Here is a 16,352-nt window from a genome sequence, read left to right on the forward strand (position 1 = left end):
ATGCATGACGTCCTGTACGGCCACGGCCATCGTGGAGCTTGACGCGCTGGCCGACCATCTGGAGGCCATTCTGGCGTCCATCGCCACCCACGATATGCAGGTGGAACAGGCTGAAGACCACTATCGGATCCGCGCGGCGTTTGGCCAGGCTCGCCTGACCGTGCGCGGGGCGGGCTTGCATATCGAGATAGCGACGCCGGACCGCGCTTCGCTTAACCGGATGAAGCACGGCCTGGCGGGGCCCATCGGCTTTATCGCGGCCAAGGCGCGGCCGCGCATCCGCTGGATGGGCGAGCAGACCGGGCTGGTCGCCCTGGCGGATTTGCGCGTGGTGCATGTCGTGAGCACCCAGGCACTCACACCCATGATGCGGCGCGTCGTGCTCGCGGGCGAGGATCTCGGCCACTTGGCGCGCGCCGATCAAATGCATTGCCGGCTCATCTTTGCGCCGGAAGGCGAGGCGGAGCCGGCCTGGCCTATGCTCGATGACCAAGGCCATATCGTCTGGCCCGCGGGCAAGATGGCCACGCGAGTCTATACCTTGCGCAAGGTGCAGGGTGATCGGATCACCATCGATTTCGCCTTGCATGAGCATGCAGGTCCAGCCACGCGCTGGGCCTTGTCGGCCCGGCCCGGCGCGCGGGTCGGCGTCGTCGGCCCGGCCGCGGGCGGGCCGCGCGCGGCCGACCTGCACGTCATGCTGGGCGATGAAACGGGCTTGCCCGGCATCGCCCGCATGCTGGAGTCCCTGCCTTCGCAGGCTCGCGGCCATGCCTTCATCGAGGTGCGTGACGCGGCCTGCGAGGTGGCGTTGCAGGCGCCGGCGGGCGTCGCCGTGCGCTGGTTGCATCGCGGCGCAGCGCCCGCCGGCACCACCTTGCTCTTGCCCCAAGCCCTGCGCCAGGTGGACTGGCCGCAGGATCTGAGCGGTGTTTTCGTATGGGCAGGCTGCGAGTATCAGGCCTTCCGGCAGATGCATCGTTATCTCAAGCATGAGCTGGGTCTGCCGCGGGCGTGCCAGCTGCTCTACTCGCACTGGCATCGGACCCTGAGCGAAGAGCAGATCATCGAGATCGGCGGCGAAGCCTATCTGCCCGAATAGCGCCCGCGGGCTGCGCTGGCGTCTGCGCTTCAGGCCGGATAAGGCCGGGTGGAGCCGCGGATGGCCAGCGTGGCCGCAAAGCGTGCCGGCAACGCCGGCCCGTTTTGCGCAGCAGCCGACGCGCTTTCTCCATGGATGCGGGCCAACAGCAGATTGATGGTGTAGGTACCGAGCGACTGAACCGGCGGCGCGATCGTCGTCAATCCTTCACCCACCAGTTCGAACCAATCCGGGTCGCCATAGCCCACAACCGATACGTCCTCGGGGCAGGTCAGGCGCAAACTACGCAGCGCTTTCAGGGCGCCGGCTGTCAGACGCGAACTGCCCACGACGAGCGCGCTGGGCGGCGAGGCGGCGCTCATCATGCCGTGGACGATGCGCTGCGCGAACTCCAGCCGGGGCGGGCCGGCTGCGATCAGATCGGCCGGCAGCCCGGCGGCCTGCATCGCATCGCAAAAACCCGCCAGCCTCTCTTGGCCGCAACTGATATCGCTGCGGGTGCCCACGTAGGCAATGCGCCGATGGCCGTAATGGATCAGGTGCTCGGTGGCGGCGCGGATCGCAGCCTGTTCATCGATGGCCACTGCCTCGGCGGGCAAGCCTGTGTGCTGCCGGATGAACTGAATGGCATGCACGTTCTGCAGCAGGTCGACGGTCTGCGGCCGGGGCAGGGGGGTGGGCGTCAGGATCACGCCGGCCGCGCGCGCCACCACAAAAGCGCGCAGATCATTCAGTTCGCGCTCGGGATTGTCTTCCGTGATGCTCAGCGCCAGCTGAAAGCCGCGCGCCGCCGCGGCGTCGGCCACGATCTTGGCCGTGGCCGCATAGAAATCATTCTGGATGTCGGGGACCATCAAGCCGATGAGCCGGCTATGCCCCGCACGCATGGTCTGCGCCGTGCCGTTGGGTACGTAGCCCATGGTGCCGGCGGCTTCGCGCACCTTGGCCTTGGTCGCGGCGCTGATCTTGGGATGGTCGGCCAAGGCACGCGAGACGGTGGCGTGGGACAGCCCTAGCGCTTGCGCGATGTCCTTGATCGTTACGGTGCTGCGGGCATTGAGCGTCATGGCAGGGATAAGGGCTGAGCGTGCACACGATTGAATTATGCCTGCGTACGGCGTTTCCGGGTAAACCAGTGATTACATGTGCTGCAGTTGCAGATTATAGTTTTATTGATGCACACGTGTGCATCAGGTTGCAGTGACGCTGCCTCCGTTTCCTAGATCCTTTTTCCAGAGCCCTCCATGCGCATCACCGCCATCCGGGAAGTCTCCGTGCCCCTGCAGGGCAATCTGTCCAATTCGCTCGTCAGTTTTGCCGAACATACCGTTTCCCTGGTGGCCATCGAGTGCGACGTGCGGCGTCAGGGCAGGCCGCTGGTGGGCTACGCGTTTGACTCCATCGGTCGCTATGCGCAGCCGGGCCTGTTGCGCGAGCGCTTCATTCCCCGGCTGCTGGCGGCCGCGCCCGCGTCGCTCCTGGATGACAGTGGCATGGCCTTCGACCCGGCGCGCGCCTGCGCGGTGATGCTGCGCAATGAGAAGCCGGGTGGCCACGGCGACCGCGCCGCAGCGATCGCGGCCTTGGAGCTTGCCTTCTGGGACCTGAACGCCAAGCTCAACGACGAACCCGCCTTTCACACCATCGCGCGCCGGGCCGGCCGGACGGTGCGGCATGCGCGCGCGCCCGTGTATGCCGCGGGCGGCTACTACTACGGCAGCGGCGACGGGTGCGAGCGCCTGCGCCAGGAGTTTCAGGGCTACCAGGATCGAGGTTTCAGCAAGTTCAAGATGAAGGTGGGCGGCGCGCCGCTGGCGGAAGATCTGGCGCGCATCGAAGCCGCGCTGGAGGTGGCGGGCGAGGGCAGCCGCTTGGCGGTCGACGCCAATGGCCGCTTCGAGACAGCGGCGGCCCTGCGCTATGCGCAGGCCATCGCCCCTTATGCGCTGCGCTGGTTCGAGGAAATCGGCGACCCGCTGGATTACGCCCTGAACCAGCGCGTGGCCCAGGACTATGCCGGCCCGATCGCCACGGGCGAAAACCTTTTTTCGCTAGCCGACGTCAACAATCTGCTGCGCTATGCCGGCTTGCGGCCGGACCGCGACATCCTGCAGATGGATGCGGGGCTGTCGTATGGGCTGAGCGAGTACCTGCGCATGATCCAGGCCGTCGAGGCCGCCGGCTTTGATCGGCGCAGTATGCACCCCCATGGCGGACATCTGATCAATCTGCACATCGCCGTGGGCCTGGGGCTGGGCGGCTGCGAGGCCTATCCGGGCGTGTTTCAACCGTTTGGCGGGTATTCCCCCCAGTGCGCGCTGAGCGGCGGGGAGGTGGGTCCCTCCGACGCGCCGGGTTTCGGCTTGGAGCAAAAGCCCGAACTGGCGGCGGCCATCGAGGCGTTGGATCGGCGTTGACCGCGGTGGCGGGCCGCGTAGCGGCATCGAGCCTTGCCGCGCAAGCGCGCCGGGCATGGCAGCGCTGGCGCCATTGCCATGCCGGCCGTTCGTGCAGGGCTCCGACGGGGTCCGTCCGGGCGGCGTTCACTCGGCCTTCATGTTCGCGCTTTTCACGATGTCGCCCAACCGCTTGTCTTCCGCGGCGATAAAGGCCGTGAATTGCGCAACCGTGTTGGGGATGGCTTCATAGCCGGCATCCTCCAGCTTCTGTTTGACGCCGGGATTGGCCATGACATCGGCGATCGCCCGGTTCATGGCCGTGATGATGGCCTGGGGCGTCGCCTTCGGGGCGTACATGCCCCCCCAATGCGTGATGTTGATCTGCTTGAATCCCTGCTCCGCGGTGGTCGGCGTGTCTGGCAGCAAGGGCGAGCGGTGATCGGCGGTGGCCGCCAGGGCGCGCACGCGGCCGGACTCGACATATTTGCGCACGGAGACCGCGGCTTCCGAGGCCGCATCGACCTGCCCCCCCATCAGGGCCGTCGCGCTTTCCGAACCGCTTTTGTAGGGTACGACCGTGACCGGCACTTTGAGCGCCTGGCCCAGCATTTCGGCGACGAAGTGACCGGTGCTGCCCGTGCCCGCTGTCGCAAACAGGATGGGATGTCGCGTCTGCGCGGCCTGCTGTTGCCAGTCCTTGAGCGTGTGAATCTTGCTGTTTGCGCTGACCACGATGACGGAGGCCGACTCGAACAGCAATCCCACGGGTGCGAGATCGTTGTCCTCATAGGGCATCGTCTTGCGCAGCATCTTGTTGGTAATGGCGCCGTTTCCTGCCACCAGGAAGGTATAGCCATCCGGAGCAGCCTTGGCCACCATGTCCGACCCGATGATGCCTCCGGCGCCGGGGCGGTTATCGATGATGACGGGCTGCTTCAGGTGTTCGGCCAGGCCGGTGGCGAAGATACGGGTCATGTTGTCGAGCTGGCCGCCGGCCGAGAACGGAACGACCAGGCGCACCGCACGATCTGGCCATGGCGCGGCCTGAGATAGCGACGCGGCTGTCAGGCCGGCCGCCAGCGCCAACGCCCGTAAGGGAAACTGGAAGCGGGTGAATGTCATGTTGTCTCCTCGTTGTAAGTATGCGCGGCAAACGTCCTCAGGTCTGGAGTGTTTCGCTCGCGTCCTGCAGGGCCTGGCGCAAAACGGAGGGCAGGATTCCACCCGCGCGCCAGATGTCGATTTCATGCTCGTTGTCCAGGCGACAGCGCAGCAACACAGACCGCGGCGCCGCGGATCCCCGGATGCGGCACGGCACCATCCCTTGCGGCGTCAAATCCGCGGGAATATCGAAGTCGAAGTATTCCGTGCCGTCCAGCCCGAGAGTCGTTCGCGTTTCACCGGGAGGCAGTTCCAGCGGCAAAATGCCCATGTTCACAAGATTCGATCGGTGGATGCGCTCGAAGCTTTCGGCCAGCACGGCCCGCACGCCCAGCAGCCGGGTGCCTTTGGCTGCCCAGTCGCGTGAGGATCCATTGCCATAATCCTTGCCTGCCACGACGATGACGGGCGTGCCCGCTTCGCGGTATCGCATGGCCACATCGTAGATGGGCAGGATCTGGCCGCCGGGCTGTTCACGTGTCGCGCCAGGCGGTCCTTGCGGCAGCAACTCATTGACCAGCGTGGGCTGGGCGAACGTGGCGCGCATCATCACACGATGATTGCCGCGCCGGGCTAGATAGGTATGGAGTTGGTCGGCCGACACGCCGAGCGACAGAAGATAGCGTCCCGCGCTGGAATCGGGCGGGATCTCGTTGGCGGGCGAGATATGGTCGGTCGTGACGGCGTCGCCCAGAATGAGCAGGGCGCGCGCATTCTCGACGTGCACACGGCCCAGTTGCGTGGGCACATCCAGATAGGGCGGGCGGCGCAGGTAAAGACTGTCCGCCTCCCAGGGATAACAGGCCCCGCTGCCGTCAGGCAAGGCCTGCCACGAAGCGTCGCCGTCGAATACGTCGCGATAGCGAGCCACGAACATCTCCGGTCGCACGAAGGCCTCCACCACAGCATCGATCTCTGCATCGCTGGGCCAGAGGTCGGCGAGCCTCACGGGCTGGCCGTCTGCCCGCCAAGCGAGGACGTCCCGCTCCAGATCGTGGGTAACCGTTCCGGCCAGCGCGTAGGCGACCACGAGCGGGGGAGACACGAGATAGTTGGCGCGCGCCTGTGGATGTACGCGGCCCGGGAAATTGCGGTTGCCAGACAGCACGGCCGCCACTCGGCGGCTGCCCGCCTCGATGCCGGCCTGGGTGTCGGCCGACAGCGGTCCGGACAGCCCGGCACAGGTGGCGCAGCCATAGCCGGCGACCTGAAATCCCAATTCGTCCAGGGCCGTCTGCAGGCCGCTGGCCTGCAGATAGTCCGCCACTACCCGCGAGCCCGGTGTAAAGGAGGTTTTGGTCCACGCTGCGGCGCGCAGGCCTTGGGCGCGCGCCTTGCGCGCCAATAGCCCTGCCGCCACGAGCAGGCGCGGGTTGGACGTGTTGGTGCAGCTGGTAATGGCGGCCAGTACGACCGCGCCCTCGGGAAGGGATTCCGCATGGCTTGCGGGCAGGGGCAGCGTTGCGCGGGCAAAGCTGATAGGTACCTCAGACAGCCCCATCCGGTCTTGTGGGCGGCTCGGCCCGGCGGCCACGCGGCCCAGGCTGGCCAGATCCACTTCTATTGTCTTGCGATAAGTGGGTTGCACCGGACCGCGCCACAGACCCGCGGCTTTGGCATAGCGCCGCACATGCTCGATGTGGTCGGCGCCGCGACCCGTGCGCGCCATATAGGAGAGGGTTTCCTCATCGATGGGGAAGTAGGCACAGGTCGACCCATATTCGGGTGCCATGTTTGAAAGTGTGGCCCGGTCTTCCAACGAGAGCGCGCCATCGAGCGCCGGCCCGCTGAACTCGACGAACTGGGCCACCACCTTGGCCTCGCGCAGAATGCGTGTCAGGTTCAAGACCAGGTCTGTTGCGTTGATGCCGGGGTGCGGCTGATTGATCAGCCGCACCCCCACGATCTGGGGCGCACGCTGTACCAGCGCGTCGCCCAGCATGGCGGCCTCGGCTTCTATGCCGCCCACTCCCCAGCCCAGAACGCCCAGTGCGTTGACCATGGTGGTGTGGCTGTCGGTGCCCACGAGGGTGTCCGGGCAGGTATACCACTCGCCATTGCCGCCACATACCGTGGTGGCTACCGCCGCGAGATACTCAAGATTGATCTGATGCAAAATCCCTTTTCCGGGGGGCACCAGCCGAAGATTGTCGAATGCGCCCTGCGCCCATTTGAGAAAGGTATAGCGCTCCTGATTCTGAAGGTGTTCCCGAGCCTCGTTGGCCGCGCGCGCGCCGGCGTGTCCGCCCTCCTCAGCAATCAAGGAGTGGTCGACAATCAGGTCCGTCGGAATCACCGGATTGATGCGACGGGGGTCTCCCCCGCGCTGACGCAGCGCATCGCGCATGGCGGCCAGGTCGATCAGCGCCGGTATGCCGCTGACATCCTGGGCCAGCACGCGCGTGGGATACAGCCAGATGTCTGCGGCCTCGTCGGGGGCAGCCAGGTCGGGATGATACGTGCGCAACAGCGCCAGCGCCTTGGGGCGCTGCCGGTGCGAAGCGCTTTCATGGCGCAGCGCATTTTCGATCAGAATTCGTGCGACATAAGGAAGCGGTTCCAGGAGAACACCGTGGTCGCGCACAAAGCGCGGCACACTGAAATGCTGGCCATGTCCGCGGTCCGCGTCATAGATCTCTACATAGGGGTCGGAAGATTGCACGCTCTGGGTCTCCGTTGTCTGCGCCACTCAGGCTGGCTTGTCGTTCGCGTACAGCGCATCCAGGCGTTGCTCATACGCGAAGTAGCCAATGCTGTCATACAACTCCATGCGGGTCTGCATCTGGTCCAGCATGGCGCGTTGCGTGCCATCGCGGCGGATGGCCTCATACGTGCGTTGTGCCGCGCGATTCATGGCGCGAAAAGCCGACAAGGGGTAGAGCGCCATCGCAATGTGCGCCGATGCCAACTCGTGCAGGGTGAGCATGGGCGTCTGCCCGAATTCCGTGATGTTGGCCAGGATAGGGGCAGGCAGGGCGCGTGCGAAGTCGCGAAAGCCCTCCAGATCGCGGACGGCTTCCGGAAACGCGACGTCGGCCCCCGCTTCGATGCACGCCGCCAGGCGGTCCAGCGCGCTCTGGCGGCCTTCGCTGGCCAGGGCGTCGGTGCGGGCGATGATGACGAAGTTCGGGTCTACGCGAGCATCGACGGCAGCTTTTATCCTGTCGACCATTTCCGGCAGCGTCACGACCTCTTTGTTCGGCCGGTGGCCACAACGTTTGGCGCCAGCTTGATCTTCGATTTGCAGGCCCGCGGCACCGGCGGCGATCAACGATCGGGTGGTTCGGGCGACGTTGAAGGCCGAAGCGCCAAATCCTGTGTCGACATCGACGATCAAGGGCAAGCGGCAAACAGCCGTGATGCGTCGCACATCGGTGAGAACGTCATCCAGGCCCAGAATGCCCAGATCCGGTACGCCCAGCGATCCAGCCGCCACGCCGCCGCCCGACAGATAAATCGCCTTGAAACCGGCTTGCTGGGCCAATAGGGCGTGATTGGCGTTGATGGCGCCCACGACTTGGAGCGGTTGTTCGGAACTTCGCCGGCAACGATATCGTCGGCGATGCAAACATCTCGATTGGCAACCGCGCGAATGCGGCAGGCGGAGACGACAACGATCAGAGGATCGCGATCGGCTCCGACACTTATGTCGTGGGCGACAAAGGCATCGCGATGGGGATGGAGGCCAAAGCGATTGGCGCCAATGCCATGGCGCTGGGTGCTGGGTCGACCGCCTCGTCGGGCAACTCCTTGGCTTTGGGCGCCGGCGCGTACGCCTCGGGCGGCAACGCCGTGGCGCTGGGTGCCGGATCGTACATGGAAGTGCCCATGGGCGCGGCCTATTTGACCGGGCTGGCCGCCCCGGCGGCCAGTGTCTCGGTGGGCAACGCCAACGCGGCGTTCGGACCCACCTTCCAGCGGCGCATTTCTAACGTGTCCGATGGCGCCGATGGCTACGACGCCGTGAACGTTCGTCAATTGAGCCAACTGCAACAGAACGTGGCCACCATGGTCGGCAGCGGCGTCACGGTCAACCCGGATGGCTCTTTTTCGTATGCGCTGACGGCCGGCGCGCCGGGAAGCGAAACGACCTACACGTCGATCAATCAAGCGCTGGCCGTCGCGCTCGGGGATGTGATCCCGCCCGGGAGCGGTACCAGCCTGGCGGTGCAATACAGCAGTACGAATCAAGAAGCGATCAACCTGTCTGGCGCATTGGATGGCTCGCAGATTGGCACCCGCATCACCAACCTGGCTGACCCCACCGCGCCGCGGGACGCCACCAACAAGCAGTATGTGGACACGCTGGTGGACGCCAACAGTGTGCATTACTTCTCGGTGGAGGGTGCCAACATCAATGATGCCAATTACGGCAACGATGGCGCCTTTGGCAACAACTCGATCGCTCTGGGACGCTCCTCGATCGCAATGGGGCAGGATTCTGTCGCCTTTGGGACGGGCACGGCCGCGGGGGCCAATAGCACCCAGTCAGGCGTCGTGGCCTTAGGGTCGGAGGCGGTGGCTTACGGCACGCAGGCGATTTCCGTCGGGCAGGCTGCCGCGACATACTTCGACGGGGCTATTGCCATGGGCGGGCAGTCCGTCAGCTACGGCGAGGATGGCATTGCGATTGGCCGCAATGCCTTGGTCGATCAGAATGTGGTTAACGGCTCGCGTGCTGATTATGGCGTGGCGGTTGGCTCGAATGCTTACGTGGAGCGCCAGCGGGGTGTGGCAGTGGGGCCGGACGCGCAATCGCGCGCCGATGCGGCGATTGCGCTGGGGTCTCTGTCCAACGCGAGCGGCACGCAGGCCATCGCCCTGGGCGTGGCGTCGGCCGGCTCCGGGCAAGATGCCATCGCCGTGGGCTCATCGTCCGTCGGCGCAGGTAAAGAAGCGACGGCCATCGGCATGCGATCAGAAGCCTATGCTGAACAGGGCATCGCGATCGGGATGAGTGCGATAAGCGGTTATAGAAATGCCACGCCCGAGCAAGCGGCGGCTAGCACCGGCGCGGCGGCATTGGGAACGTATGCCACGGCGCAGGGCAGGGAGTCGATCGCGCTGGGCTATAGCACGCAGACGTACGCCGTCCAGGCGACGGCCCTGGGTGCAGGCGCCACCGCGGGCGTGGCGACGCCGGATGACCCGGAGTCTGCGCCCGGGCGAGGCGCCGTGGCGGTCGGTTATGGCGCGGGCGCAAGAGCAGACGAATCAACGGCTTTGGGCAATAACGCGCAGGCTACCGCTGCCCGAACGGTGGTGTTGGGATCTCAGGCCCAGGCATGGGCGGAAAACGCCGTGGCGTTGGGTTCAGGAGCGAGCGCATCGGCCGCGAACTCCATTGCGATAGGCACCGGATCGATCACCGAGTCGGGCTACGGCACCAGTACCGCGGTCTACAGCAACATTCAGAACAACGATGGGGCCAGCGGAGTCGTTTCCCTGGGTGGCGGCGGAATCAGCCGCCGGATCACCAACGTCGCCGGCGGGCAGGATCCCGGTGATGCGGTCAACGTTGCCCAACTGCAAGCGGTCGATGAGCTGCTCACCCAGCGCGGCGTCAGCGTGCGCACGCAAGACAACGTCGTCACGCATCGCGACCTCGGCCAAACCTTTGACATTTCCGGCGGCGGCACCACGGCAGGCACCTATAGCAGCCGCAATACCAAGACCGTCACCTCCGGAGGAACCGTCTTCATTCAACTCGCCGACACGCCCAGCTTCTCGGGGGCCGACATGGGAAATCAGAAAATCACCCGCGTGGCGCCCGGCATTTTGTCGGCGGCATCAACCGATGCGGTCAATGGTTCCCAGCTCTATGCGACCAACACCAGCCTGACCACGCTGACCAACACCTTCAATCAGATCGCCGGCGATACATCGCAGGCCTATACGGATCTCAACGGGATGGGTATCCGGTACGTGCGGACCAATGAAAACGGCTTGTCGCCGCAAGATGCCTATGCAACGGGCCAGGGCTCGACCGCGCTAGGCTATCAGGCGACGGCCGCGGCGGCGAGCGCCTTGGCCGCGGGCCGTGGCAGTCAAGCCAGTGGTGTGAACTCGGTAGCGTTGGGGTCGGGGGCCAAGGTGACGGCAGCCTCCAGCGTGGCCTTGGGTGCGGCAAGCATCGCCGACGGCACCACCTTGGGCGGGCCCGCCTACACGCCGGGCGCGGGGCAGGTGGCCGGGCTGACACCGGTCGGCGAGGTTTCGGTGGGCTCGGCCAACAACGAGCGGCGGATCACCAATGTGGCCGCGGGCTCGAAGGCCACCGACGCCGTCAATGTCAGTCAGCTGCAATCGGTACAGGGCGAGATCACCGACGTGAGCGACCGGGCCGTCAAGTATGACGGTAGCTCGGGCGATCCCAAGACCACCATTACCCTGGAGGGTCCGGTGTCTGCCGACGGTGGCGTGACCGGGGGCACGCGCATGACCAACCTTGCGCAAGGGGATTTGAGCGCTACCAGCACGGATGCCGTCAATGGCGCGCAACTGTACGCCACCAACAATAACGTGACGACGCTGGGCAACACCGTGAATCACATCGCCGGGGATACCTCGGCGGTTTATACCGATGCCAACGGCATGGGTATCCGCTATGTGCGCACCAACGAACAGGGACTGGCCGAGGAGGATGCCTATGCGCAGGGCCAGGGGTCTACCGCATTGGGTTACACGGCCACGGCGAGCGGACAGAACGCCCTGGCGGCAGGGCGGGGGGCCATGGCGACTGCGGCAAACAGTGTCGCGTTGGGCGCCGCCAGCATCGCCTCGGGAGCCAGCCTGGGCAGCGCGGCCTACAATCCGGGCCGGGGCCAACTGGCCGGCCTGGTGCCCGTGGGTGAGGTATCGATCGGCTCGGCCGGCAACGAGCGCCGGATCACCAACGTGGCGGCGGGTTCCCAGGACACCGACGCGGTCAATGTCAGCCAATTGCGGTCGGTGCAGGGCGAGATCGTGGACGTGACCGACCGGGCGGTGAAGTATGACGGCGCGTCCGGGGACCCGAAAACCTCGATCACGCTGGAAGGCCCGGCCTCGCCCGACGGCGGCGTGACAGGCGGCACGCGTATCACCAACGTGGCGCAAGGCGACCTGAGCGCAACCAGTACGGACGCGGTCAACGGCGCGCAACTCTACGCGACGAACACCAACCTGACGACACTGGGCGACACGGTCTATCACATCACCGGCGACACCTCGCTCGCCTTCACTAATACCAATGGCATCGGTATTCGATACGCGCGCACCAACGAGAGCGGCCTGCCCGAAGAGGATGCCTATGCGCAAGGGCAGGGCTCGACCGCCTTGGGATACCAGGCCACCGCGGCAGGCCAGAACGCGCTGGCGGCAGGCCGGGACGCGTCCGCCAGCGCCACCGACGCCGTGGCGTTGGGGCAGGGCGCCAATGCCAGCATGGCAAACAGTGTCGCGCTCGGCGCGGGCAGCATCGCCGATGGCGCGACCTTGGGCAATCCCGCCTACCAGCCCGGCATCGGCGTCGTGGCAGGACTGGTTCCCTTTGGCGAGGTTTCGGTTGGCGCGGCGGGCCGCGAGCGCAGAATTACCAACGTCGCGGCGGGCGCCGAAGATACCGATGCGGTCAACGTGAGCCAGTTGCGCAACGTGCAGAACCAGGTCGATGTCAATACGGGCGACATTGTGGGGCTGGACGGCCGGGTCACGAATATCGAAGGTGATATCGGTGACATCAACACCGGCGCGGCAGGCATGTTCCGGGTCAGCCAGGATAACAATGCCCCCCCGCCGACACCCACGGGTTTGAATTCAGCGGCAGGGGGGACCGGTGCGGTCGCCAGCGGCGCCAATGCCCTGGCAGTAGGCAACGGCAGCCAGGCGACGGCCGACAATGCCACGGCCATCGGCACCGGCGCGCAGGCCAACCAGGCCGGCGATGTGGCGCTCGGCGCGGGCGCGGTGGCCGACCGTGGCAGCGAGTCATACGTGGGTTTGTATTCCGGGGCCAACAACGTCACCTCCGGCACCGTGTCGGTGGGTAACGCCGCAACGGGCGAAACCCGCACGATCAGCAACGTCGCCGACGGCAGGCTGGCAACGGATGCCGTCAACGTCCGGCAGCTCGAGGGCGCGGTACAGGCCGCAAACAACTATACCGACCAGCAGATCAACAACGCCTTGCAGGATATCGACACTGGCAGCGTGGGCATGTTCCAGGTCAGCCAGGACAACAATGCGCCCATGCCTTCTCCCACCGGCCAGGACTCGGCGGCAGGCGGGGCCGGCGCCGTGGCTTCCGGCAACCATTCCACGGCCATCGGCAATGGCAGCCGTGCCTCCGCAGAAGGGGCCACCTCACTGGGCAACGGCGCGCAAGCGACAGCAGCCAACAGTGTGGCCATCGGCCAGGGATCGGTTGCAGACCAGGCCAACACGGTGTCCGTCGGCAGTGCCGGCGCCGAAAGGCGCATCACCAATGTGGCTGCAGGGGTGGTTTCTGCGACCAGCACGGATGCGGTCAACGGCTCGCAACTGCATGGCACGAATGAGCTGATCAATACCGTCATCGAAGGCAAGGCGGGTCTGGTGCAGCAACAGACGTCGGACGGCGATGTCACCGTCGCCAAAAACTCGGGCGGCACGACGGTCAACGTCAGCGGCACCAGCGGCGATCGCCGTCTCAGCGGCGTGGCCGATGGGCGGGCGCCCAACGATGCCGCCACGGTCAATCAGTTGGCCGGGCTGAGCAACCAGGTCGGAAATCTGGATGGCCGCATCAACCGGGTCGAAAACCGCGCCAACGCGGGCGTGGCGTCCGCGCTGGCCGCGGCCGGTTTGCCGCAAGCCTATCTGCCGGGCAAGAGCATGCTCAGCATGGCCGGCGGCAGCTGGAACGGCGAGACGGGCCTGGCGCTGGGCCTGTCCGCGGTCTCCGACAACGGCAGTTGGGTCGTCAAGGGCAATGCCACCACCTCGTCACGCGGCGACTTCGGGGGTTCGGTCGGGGTGGGCTACCAATGGTGAGGCGCATCAGGAACAAAGGGAGCATGGGTATGACACGACGGCTGAATCGAAGCCTGATGGCAGGCGGGGCAGGGTTGTTGGCAGTGATGCTGGCCGGCTGCGGCACGCCCAGCACGGTCAACCCCGACGGCACCGCAGCGCAACTGGTATGGCCGGATCCGGCTTCGGCCGTTTTCCGGCAGGGCAGTTATCCCAATGTCCAGGACTTGAGGTTGATCGGCCCGGGCATGACGCGCGACGAGATCTATAACCTCATCGGCAGGCCCCACTTCCGTGAGGGGTTCCGGGTGCGCGAGTGGAATTATCTATTCCACTTCCGCACGCCGGCTGGCGAGCAGGTGTGCCAGTACAAGGTCGTGTTCGACACCGACCGGATCGTGCGCAGCATGTACTGGCAGCCCGAAGCCTGCGCCGGCGTACTGGACATGCAGGCGCCGGCCGTGCAGCGCCTATCGCTGTCCAGCGACGTGCTGTTTGCCTTCGATAGCGCCAACTTGACTGCTTCCGGGCGGGAGCGCCTGCAGGGGCTGGCCCAGCGGTTCAACGCGCAGCCCGAGTCGCGGATAACCGTTATTGGCCACACGGACCGGCTCGGGCCGGCGGCCTATAACCAGGATCTCTCCGAGCGCCGGGCGGCACAGGTGCGCGACGCCCTGGTCAGCGCCGGCGTTGCGGCCGAGCATATTCGATCGCGAGGCGCGGGCAGCAGCGAGCCGCAGGCCGAATGCGCCGCCCAACCCCGGGAGGGGCTCATCGCCTGCCTGGCGCCGGACAGGCGGGTGGACATCGAGGTGAAACCGGGACGCTGACGGCTCCCCGCCACGCATTTGCACGACATCCATCACGCACCCACGCATCTCGATAGGAGAACATCATGTTCAAAGCCAACCTGGTTCCGGCGATGATCGCCTTGCTCATACTCGGGGGCTGCCAGAATGTGCCGTCTGGCAAAGCCGCTACGGCAGCGAGCCCGGCAAGCCAAGCCGCCGCGGCGCCGGCTGCCGGCAGCGCGCCGGCGGCCAGCCAACGCTCGCCGGCCGTCGACTTCAGGCTGGCCCAAACCAAAGCCGGCCCCAATCTGACCGAAGTCAAGCTTGCCAACGGTTCGGTGTGGGTCACCCCGCAGCCCGTGCTCACGCGTGCGGATCTGACCGCCGTTGCCCCGGTACGTGATGACAAGGGCAACACCTATGTGCGCTTCGACTTCACCCCGCAAGGCGCTCAGCGGCTGGCCGAGGTGACGCGCAAAAATGTCGGGCGCCTGCTGTTTCTGACGGTCAACAATGACATCGCGGCCATTCCGCAGATCTCCGACCCGGCGTTGAAAGGCACGTTACTGGTCCGGACCGTCGACGAAAACCAGGCCTTGCAACTCGCCAAAGCGGTGGCCGGGCCCAAGGCGGGCATCGTGCCCGGCACGCCGCAATAAATGGGGCAGGGGCCTTAGGGCAGGCCCCGCCAACCATTGAGCCCCACCCAAACCCCTACCGCGATGATCAGGGCGCTGGACAAATAGGGGGCTCGCCGCGCGATACCGTTGAACCATGGCGCATGGCGGCTCACATGCCGCACACTCAGCGCCGCGGCCGCGCCCACGGTGATGAGCGTGATCGCCAGGCCGATGGAAAAGCACAGCACCAACACGGCGCCCAGCGTGAACTCCTTGAGCTGCAGACACAGCAGCAGCACCGTGATGGCCGCAGGGCAGGGGATGAGCCCGCCCGTCAGCCCGAACAGCGCGATCTGCCAATTGTTGACCTTGCGTTGAGCGAAACGGCGGCGAATGTCCTTGGCGTGGGCCAATTGGTGGGCATCCTCATCGCCGGTCAGCGCAAAGGGATCCGCGTCGTGCTGCGGGTGCCCATGATCGTGGTCATGTCCCTGGCCATCCGGATGGCCTGTGTGCTCTGGTGCGGGATGATGGTGGTCATGGTGATGGTGATGGTGGTCATGGTGCTGGTCGCGCCAGGTGCGCCAGAACATCCACATCGCAATCAACACTATGATCACACCGGAAGCAAGCTGGAAGTAGGGCTCCAGCGTTTCGGCGGCCATCCCTTGCCACAAATACATACCGCCCAGGCCGATCCCCCAGACAATCAGCGTGTGCGAGATCGTCGCGGTAATCCCCAACAGCACGGCTTGCCAGACGGAGCCCCGGATCGCCACGATGAACGCAGCCATCATGGTCTTGGAGTGGCCCGGCTCCAGGCCGTGCAGGGCGCCCAGCAAAATGGCGCTCGGAATGAAAAGCCAGGCGTGCGCGGCGCCCTGAGCAATGAGGTCGGAAAAAGACAGCATGAAAGTCTTGCCTTAGAGATACTTGGTGATGGCCTTGAATTCCTCGATCGCGCGCTGCCGGTCCGCATCCAGCTCGCCGACGGATGCCTCAAGGCAATGATCGATGTGATCCTGGATCAGGACCTTCTTGGCCTGGGAGATCGCTTTTTCCACGGCGTGGAGCTGTTGGGCCAGCTCCAGGCAGGAACGATGGTCGGCCATCATCTGCAGAATGCTGCGCAAATGGCCTTCGGCGCGTTTCAGGCGCTTGGCGACGACGTCGTGGTGGTGGTGGGGGTCGGGAGAATTCATGCCCGGATAATATCCCCCCGGGGAGGATATGGCGCGATAGACCCTGGCGAGCGCAAGGGTTTGATGTACATACGATACTTTACATA

Annotated in this window: 11 protein-coding genes; 5 read left to right on the plus strand and 6 right to left on the minus strand. The window is 65.6% G+C overall.

Translation table 11 applies throughout. The annotated features are described in order from the left end of the window. Nucleotides 1–4 precede the first annotated feature (4 nt). On the plus strand, nt 5–1,102 hold the full coding sequence (locus CAL22_RS10335) for a siderophore-interacting protein (RefSeq protein WP_094812826.1): 1,098 nt from the start codon (nt 5–7) through the stop codon (nt 1,100–1,102). A 29-nt stretch (nt 1,103–1,131) separates the two neighbouring features. Here CAL22_RS10335 and CAL22_RS10340 read toward each other — a convergent pair whose 3' ends face one another. Beyond that, nucleotides 1,132–2,169 (minus strand): LacI family DNA-binding transcriptional regulator, encoded by a 1,038-nt coding sequence (locus CAL22_RS10340; protein ID WP_094812828.1) that lies wholly within the window; start codon nt 2,167–2,169, stop codon nt 1,132–1,134. Between the two features lie 177 nt (nt 2,170–2,346). On the opposite strand from CAL22_RS10340, the gene CAL22_RS10345 reads away from it, so the two are divergent. Then, nucleotides 2,347–3,519: an enolase C-terminal domain-like protein gene (locus CAL22_RS10345; protein ID WP_094812830.1), complete on the plus strand. Its 1,173-nt coding sequence runs from the start codon at nt 2,347–2,349 to the stop codon at nt 3,517–3,519. Between the two features lie 126 nt (nt 3,520–3,645). Here CAL22_RS10345 and CAL22_RS10350 read toward each other — a convergent pair whose 3' ends face one another. From CAL22_RS10350 to prpB, 3 genes are read right to left on the minus strand one after another with little or no spacing between them, the layout of a single operon-like run. Then, a complete protein-coding gene (locus CAL22_RS10350) occupies nt 3,646–4,623 on the minus strand; it encodes a tripartite tricarboxylate transporter substrate binding protein (protein ID WP_167383589.1) in 978 nt (325 codons plus the stop codon). Nucleotides 4,624–4,660: 37 nt separating this feature from the next. Beyond that, nucleotides 4,661–7,324, minus strand: coding sequence for an aconitate hydratase AcnA (gene acnA / locus CAL22_RS10355; RefSeq protein ID WP_094812833.1), 2,664 nt, complete (start codon nt 7,322–7,324; stop codon nt 4,661–4,663). Nucleotides 7,325–7,351: 27 nt separating this feature from the next. Continuing rightward, nucleotides 7,352–8,230 carry a methylisocitrate lyase gene (gene prpB, locus CAL22_RS10360; RefSeq protein ID WP_094812835.1) on the minus strand — a complete coding sequence of 293 codons (879 nt, stop codon included), beginning with the start codon at nt 8,228–8,230 and terminating at the stop codon, nt 7,352–7,354. Between the two features lie 83 nt (nt 8,231–8,313). On the opposite strand from prpB, the gene CAL22_RS10365 reads away from it, so the two are divergent. The 3 genes from CAL22_RS10365 (at nt 8,314) to CAL22_RS10375 (ending at nt 15,103) form a co-directional block, all read left to right on the plus strand. Continuing rightward, nucleotides 8,314–13,674: a YadA-like family protein gene (locus CAL22_RS10365; protein ID WP_094812837.1), complete on the plus strand. Its 5,361-nt coding sequence runs from the start codon at nt 8,314–8,316 to the stop codon at nt 13,672–13,674. A gap of 29 nt (nt 13,675–13,703) precedes the next feature. Then, on the plus strand, nt 13,704–14,483 hold the full coding sequence (locus tag CAL22_RS10370; protein WP_244193830.1) for an OmpA family protein: 780 nt from the start codon (nt 13,704–13,706) through the stop codon (nt 14,481–14,483). A 65-nt stretch (nt 14,484–14,548) separates the two neighbouring features. Continuing rightward, nucleotides 14,549–15,103, plus strand: a complete 555-nt coding sequence (locus CAL22_RS10375) for a SecDF P1 head subdomain-containing protein (RefSeq protein ID WP_094812841.1) — start codon at nt 14,549–14,551, stop codon at nt 15,101–15,103. Between the two features lie 14 nt (nt 15,104–15,117). Here CAL22_RS10375 and CAL22_RS10380 read toward each other — a convergent pair whose 3' ends face one another. After that, nucleotides 15,118–15,975, minus strand: a complete 858-nt coding sequence (locus CAL22_RS10380) for a nickel/cobalt efflux transporter (RefSeq protein WP_094812842.1) — start codon at nt 15,973–15,975, stop codon at nt 15,118–15,120. Nucleotides 15,976–15,987: 12 nt separating this feature from the next. After that, nucleotides 15,988–16,266, minus strand: coding sequence for a metal-sensing transcriptional repressor (locus CAL22_RS10385; RefSeq protein WP_094812844.1), 279 nt, complete (start codon nt 16,264–16,266; stop codon nt 15,988–15,990). Nucleotides 16,267–16,352: the final 86 nt, after the last annotated feature.

Origin of the sequence: Bordetella genomosp. 12, assembly GCF_002261355.1 — a bacterium.
GTDB lineage: Bacteria > Pseudomonadota > Gammaproteobacteria > Burkholderiales > Burkholderiaceae_B > Bordetella.